At 64.3% G+C, this 4,396-nt stretch carries 6 protein-coding genes; 5 read left to right on the top strand and 1 reads right to left on the bottom strand.

Annotation, left to right across the window (positions count from 1 at the left end; all coding sequences use genetic code 11):
• Nucleotides 1-440 precede the first annotated feature (440 nt).
• Nucleotides 441-611, bottom strand: a complete 171-nt coding sequence (locus tag ACWD3C_RS47985; protein ID WP_451155063.1) for a hypothetical protein — start codon at nt 609-611, stop codon at nt 441-443.
• A gap of 702 nt (nt 612-1,313) precedes the next feature.
• Between ACWD3C_RS47985 and ACWD3C_RS47980 the strand changes: the two genes are divergently transcribed.
• The 5 genes from ACWD3C_RS47980 (at nt 1,314) to ACWD3C_RS47960 (ending at nt 4,267) form a co-directional block, all read left to right on the top strand.
• Nucleotides 1,314-1,634: a bestrophin-like domain gene (locus ACWD3C_RS47980; RefSeq protein WP_451155061.1), complete on the top strand. Its 321-nt coding sequence runs from the start codon at nt 1,314-1,316 to the stop codon at nt 1,632-1,634.
• A gap of 8 nt (nt 1,635-1,642) precedes the next feature.
• On the top strand, nt 1,643-1,984 hold the full coding sequence (locus ACWD3C_RS47975; RefSeq protein ID WP_451155059.1) for a bestrophin-like domain: 342 nt from the start codon (nt 1,643-1,645) through the stop codon (nt 1,982-1,984).
• 406 nt (nt 1,985-2,390) lie between these two features.
• On the top strand, nt 2,391-3,647 hold the full coding sequence (locus ACWD3C_RS47970; RefSeq protein WP_451155057.1) for an ABC transporter substrate-binding protein: 1,257 nt from the start codon (nt 2,391-2,393) through the stop codon (nt 3,645-3,647).
• 66 nt (nt 3,648-3,713) lie between these two features.
• Nucleotides 3,714-3,998, top strand: coding sequence for a transposase (locus ACWD3C_RS47965; protein ID WP_451155055.1), 285 nt, complete (start codon nt 3,714-3,716; stop codon nt 3,996-3,998).
• A gap of 26 nt (nt 3,999-4,024) precedes the next feature.
• Nucleotides 4,025-4,267, top strand: coding sequence for an IS3 family transposase (locus ACWD3C_RS47960; RefSeq protein ID WP_451155053.1), 243 nt, complete (start codon nt 4,025-4,027; stop codon nt 4,265-4,267).
• The last annotated feature ends 129 nt before the right edge of the window (nt 4,268-4,396 follow it).

The following is a 4,396-nucleotide window of genomic DNA, read 5'->3' as shown; positions in this document are numbered from 1 at the left end:
CATCACCCTCAGCCCGAGCCGAATCGGCGACATCGCCCGCGCCGCCCTCGCCCTCAACGGAATCTGGAAATGATCACCGCTGAGAAAACGTCACTGAGCCAGACAGTCACACTCCAGCGTGACTGAACTGGGCTGTCCGCCCATCGACACGGAACACTGCGGCACCAGGGCCTCCTGATGTTGCCGTCAGGCGTTCTTCGTACCAGGTTGCGCTGGGTGGCGTACGCATGCGAGATCTGTGTGTGCCGTGTGGTGGTGACTGCTTCTTGTTGACTTCGCGCGCTCTTGTGATGACGGCGATGGCGTAAGGATCATCGTGCTGGGGATGCGATGGCGGCAGCGCGGCTGCGGTGCCTTTTTCGCGTCCTGGCCGGTGGGGCACATCACCAGTCCCCAGCCCGCCGGATGTGTGACACGTAGGAGCCGGTGGATGAGCAGTGTCACGAAACGTAGTCGAATGCGGCACACCGCCGCTTCTGGGTGCCGGCTTCGCCGGTCCGACGACGGCCCGAGTCCTGGCCGACCACTTCGAATGGGTAACGCTCGTCGAGCGCGACGACTTCAGCGTCGATGGTGCCCGGCGCGGTGTGCCGCAAGGCCGTCACGCGCATGCTTTCCTCGCCCGTGGCTCAGAGAACATGGAAGCTCTCTCCTCCGGGCTGGAGGAGGAAGGTCTGCAGGAGGGTTCCTGCAGCACGGATCTACTGGAGTGGGTCCGTTATGTCTTGCCCGGCCATCTCGTCAAGCACGCGCCCACCGGCCTTCACATCATGTCGGCATGCCGTCCGCTCCTGGGCAGCGCGTCTGCGCCGTCGCGTTCTGGACTTACTGAACGTGAAGTTGCTGGCAGGGCCGGAGGTCACCGGGTTGCGCGGAGGGCCGAACCGTCACGGGGTCCGTCACGGGGTCCGGGTCACCCCTCGGGGACAAGGCGATGTGGAGGTGCTTGGCTGCGACTAGGCAGTGGACTGGCTGGGTCGCGGCGGCCGCAGCAGCGACTGGTGACAAGACCTGGGTTCCGCCGACTCCGCGATGATCGGTTACGCGGACTGCCCAACCACTGGACGACGTTGCACTGCACAAGGTGCCGCACAGCACCCGCCGCCGCTTCGAGAAGCTGAGAGACCTTCCCGCTGGTCCGGTCGCAGTCGGTGACAGCATCTGCAATTACAACCCGGTTTACGTCGCCGGTGTGACCCCAGCTGCCACGCTGCTCCGCGCAAGTCCAGAGCAACTCACAAAGGCTGTCCGCAAAAAGGACCGTCATGATAAACAGGGGGCGAGTTCAGCGTATGCCTGGTTGGTTCTCGCATTTGACATTCTGGTTCCAGGCTGTGCTCCTGGTCGGGGGCTTCCTCATTTTCGGCCTGAGTGGCCTGCTCGCACGCTCCCGGGTCCGCCGATGGTTCGGCGAAGATCCCGAGCACAACGAACGCGTCAAGTTCCTGGTCGAAGTCGTGGGGGCCTTTTACGCCTTGCTGGTCGGGCTCGTTGCCGTGGGGGCGTACGAGCATCATGTGGCAGTGAAGAGGCTCGTCAACGAGGAAGCCTCACAACTCACCACTGTCTATCGCGCCGGTCAGGCGTTTCCCAACAGTCGTCGATGTCGGATTCAATCGCAGATACGGAACTAGCCGAGAATGTGATCAATGAGGTCTGGCCGAAGCAGCAGCGGGGCGAAATCGCTGAGGACCAAGGGCGACTGGACGCCGTGTTCGAATCTCTGATGTTCTACGAGCCGCAGAACAAGGAGGAGTCGAACGCCCAGTCTGTCACCCTCGAAGCCTTCAACGAATACAACAACCTTCGCCGTGAACGGCAGGGGGAGGTGAGCATCGGACTGCTGCCTGTGCTGTATCTCGTCCTCTTCGGCGGTGCGTTCGTGACCATTGGGGCAACCTGGGCACTTGTCGACGTCAGGCTGATCGACCACGTGGCACTGACCGGCCTCCTGTCGCTCTTCATTGGCCTCTTCACACTCTGATCATCGCACTGGATCACCCTCTCCAGGACAGCAACGCGATCGGACTGACGCACTGGAAGGTCGCGCTGACACAAGGAATGGGAGTTCCTCCCGAGGGAGAAGAGCAGATCACCACATACTTCGGAGTGTCGAGCGCGGAGCGGGTGCCAGGCTGCCTTCTGAACGTGCCTGACTACGTTTCGTTCGCGAGCTCGGAGCAGCTCCCGCAGTGAACAGCACGGGCCCATTCTCTGGTGCCCCTGATACCGACGGGGAGGAACCGATGCCATACAGGCGATCCGGGCAGCTCACACGTATCCCTGTGGTAGGAGCCTTGCTCGCCTCACTCGCGCTTGGCACTGCCGCCTGCGCCGGGAACAAGCAGGTCACGACGATTACGGTAGCGTCCGTCGACTTCACGCGGGATATGGAGAAGCTCGTCGACGACTTCCAGCGCACCCATCCCCACATCCGTGTGAAGTTCGATTTCCTCCCCGAGAGCGTGCTGCGGAACCGGCTGCCCAAGGACATCGCCAACGAGGACGGCCGCTACGATGTCGTCTCCATCGGCCCCTGGGAGGCGCCGATCTGGGCCTCGCGAGGATGGCTCACTCAACTCGATGTCCTGGCAAGCCAGGGTGACTACGACGTGCAGGATTTCATTCCTGTGGTGCGCACGGCGCTGTCGTACCGCAACGGCTTGTACGCGGTGCCGTACTACGGGGAGTCGTCCTTCCTGATGTACCGCAAGGACCTCTTGGCCAAGGCCGGGTTGACCATGCCCCGACGCCCGACCTGGCAGCAGGTCGCCGAACTGGCGGCCGAGCTCAACGATCCCCAACACGGCACCGCCGGAATCTGCCTGCGTGGAGGGCCCGTCTGGCTGGACCTGCTGCCTCTCAACACAGTGATCCTGACCTTCGGAGGCCGTTGGTTCGACGAGAGGTGGAACCCTCAACTCACCTCCCCCGAAACCAAGCGGGCGGTGCAGTTCTACGTGGATCTGGTCCGCAGCTCCGGTGAGTCCCAGGCCTCCGAAGCCGGGCCCGCCCAGTGCCAGGCGACGATGCAGCAGGGCAAGGCGGCCATGCTGTACGACACCACCTCCTTTGCCGGCCGTCTCGAGGATCCCAAGACCAGCAAGGTCGCCGGCAAGCTCGGCTACGCTCCGGCGCCGGTGATGCGCACGGACAGCTCGGGATGGCTGTGGACCTGGGCGCTGGCGATCCCGATCACGTCCAAGCACCCGAAGGCCGCTTGGGAATTCGCCTCCTGGGCCACGTCGAAGCGGTACCTGAAGCTCTACGGCGAGAGGCTCGGCTGGGTCGGAGTTCCACCCGGCAGCCGGCTGTCCACGTTTCGGCTTCCTCCGTACAGGAAGGCCGCCAAGGCGTTTCTCCAACCGACGCTGAACGCACTCAACGCTGTGAACCTCACACGGCCCGGCCTGCACAAGCAGCCGTGGACGGGAACGTCGTACGTCGGCATCCCGGAGTACGCGGCCTCGGCGGCCGGGTGGCCAAGGAGATTTCCGCGGCAATCGCCGGCCGGCAGTCGGTCGACGAGGCGCTGGCGAAGGCCCAACTCTTCGCGAACGACGTCGTCGAGGGCGGCGGCTACAGGGGATGAACCGGGGGCTCACCGTCCAATACCGGTCAACCCCCCGGTTTGCCTCCCCGCTTGAGGGGCCCCGAAGATCCCGGACAGGGACCCAATAGGGTTGTCCTGTAAGGAATCGAGGGAAGAAACTGTGGCACCGCCGAGCAAGTACTCGCCGGAGTTCCGTGAGGCAGCGGTCCAGCCGGCATTGAAGTCCAGCAAGCCGATCGCTCATGTCGCGCGGGGACTCGACATGAATCCCGAGACGCTCCGTACGTCGGTGCGTCAGCATGAGCGGGAGCACGGACGGCAGGACGGACCGCTTCCAGTGGAAGAGCGGGCCCGGCTGAAAGAGCTTGAGCGCCGCAACCGCGAGCTGGAGATGGAAGTCGCGTTCCTGAAAAAGCCAGCGTACTTCACGAAGGATCCCCGGTAGCGAGCACGTACGAGTTCATCGCATCGATGCGGCTCGACAACGCGGAGTACGCCTACTCCGTCGAGTTCATGTGCAGCCAAATCGGCGTGTCCACATCCGGCTACTACGACTGGAGAAACCGGCCCGATTCCGCGACAGCCCGGCGGCGCGAGGAACTGGGGCTGCTTGTCAAGAAAGCGTTCGACCTGTCCGACGGCACCTACGGATACCGGCGCGTGCGTGCCCAGCTGCTGCGCCGGGGCCACACCGCCGGCCCGGAGCTGGTCTGAGGTTTCCCCGAGATGCGCGAGCTGGGCCTGGTGCCCTGCCGGCCGAGGCCGAAGCGGTGGTCCCTGACCCAGGCGGCGCCGGGCCCGGTGCCGGACCTCGTCGGCCGCGACTTCACCGCCGACGCACCC

This window comes from Streptomyces sp. NPDC002845, from assembly GCF_053591955.1.
This window is presented reverse-complemented; position numbering and strand designations above follow the sequence as displayed.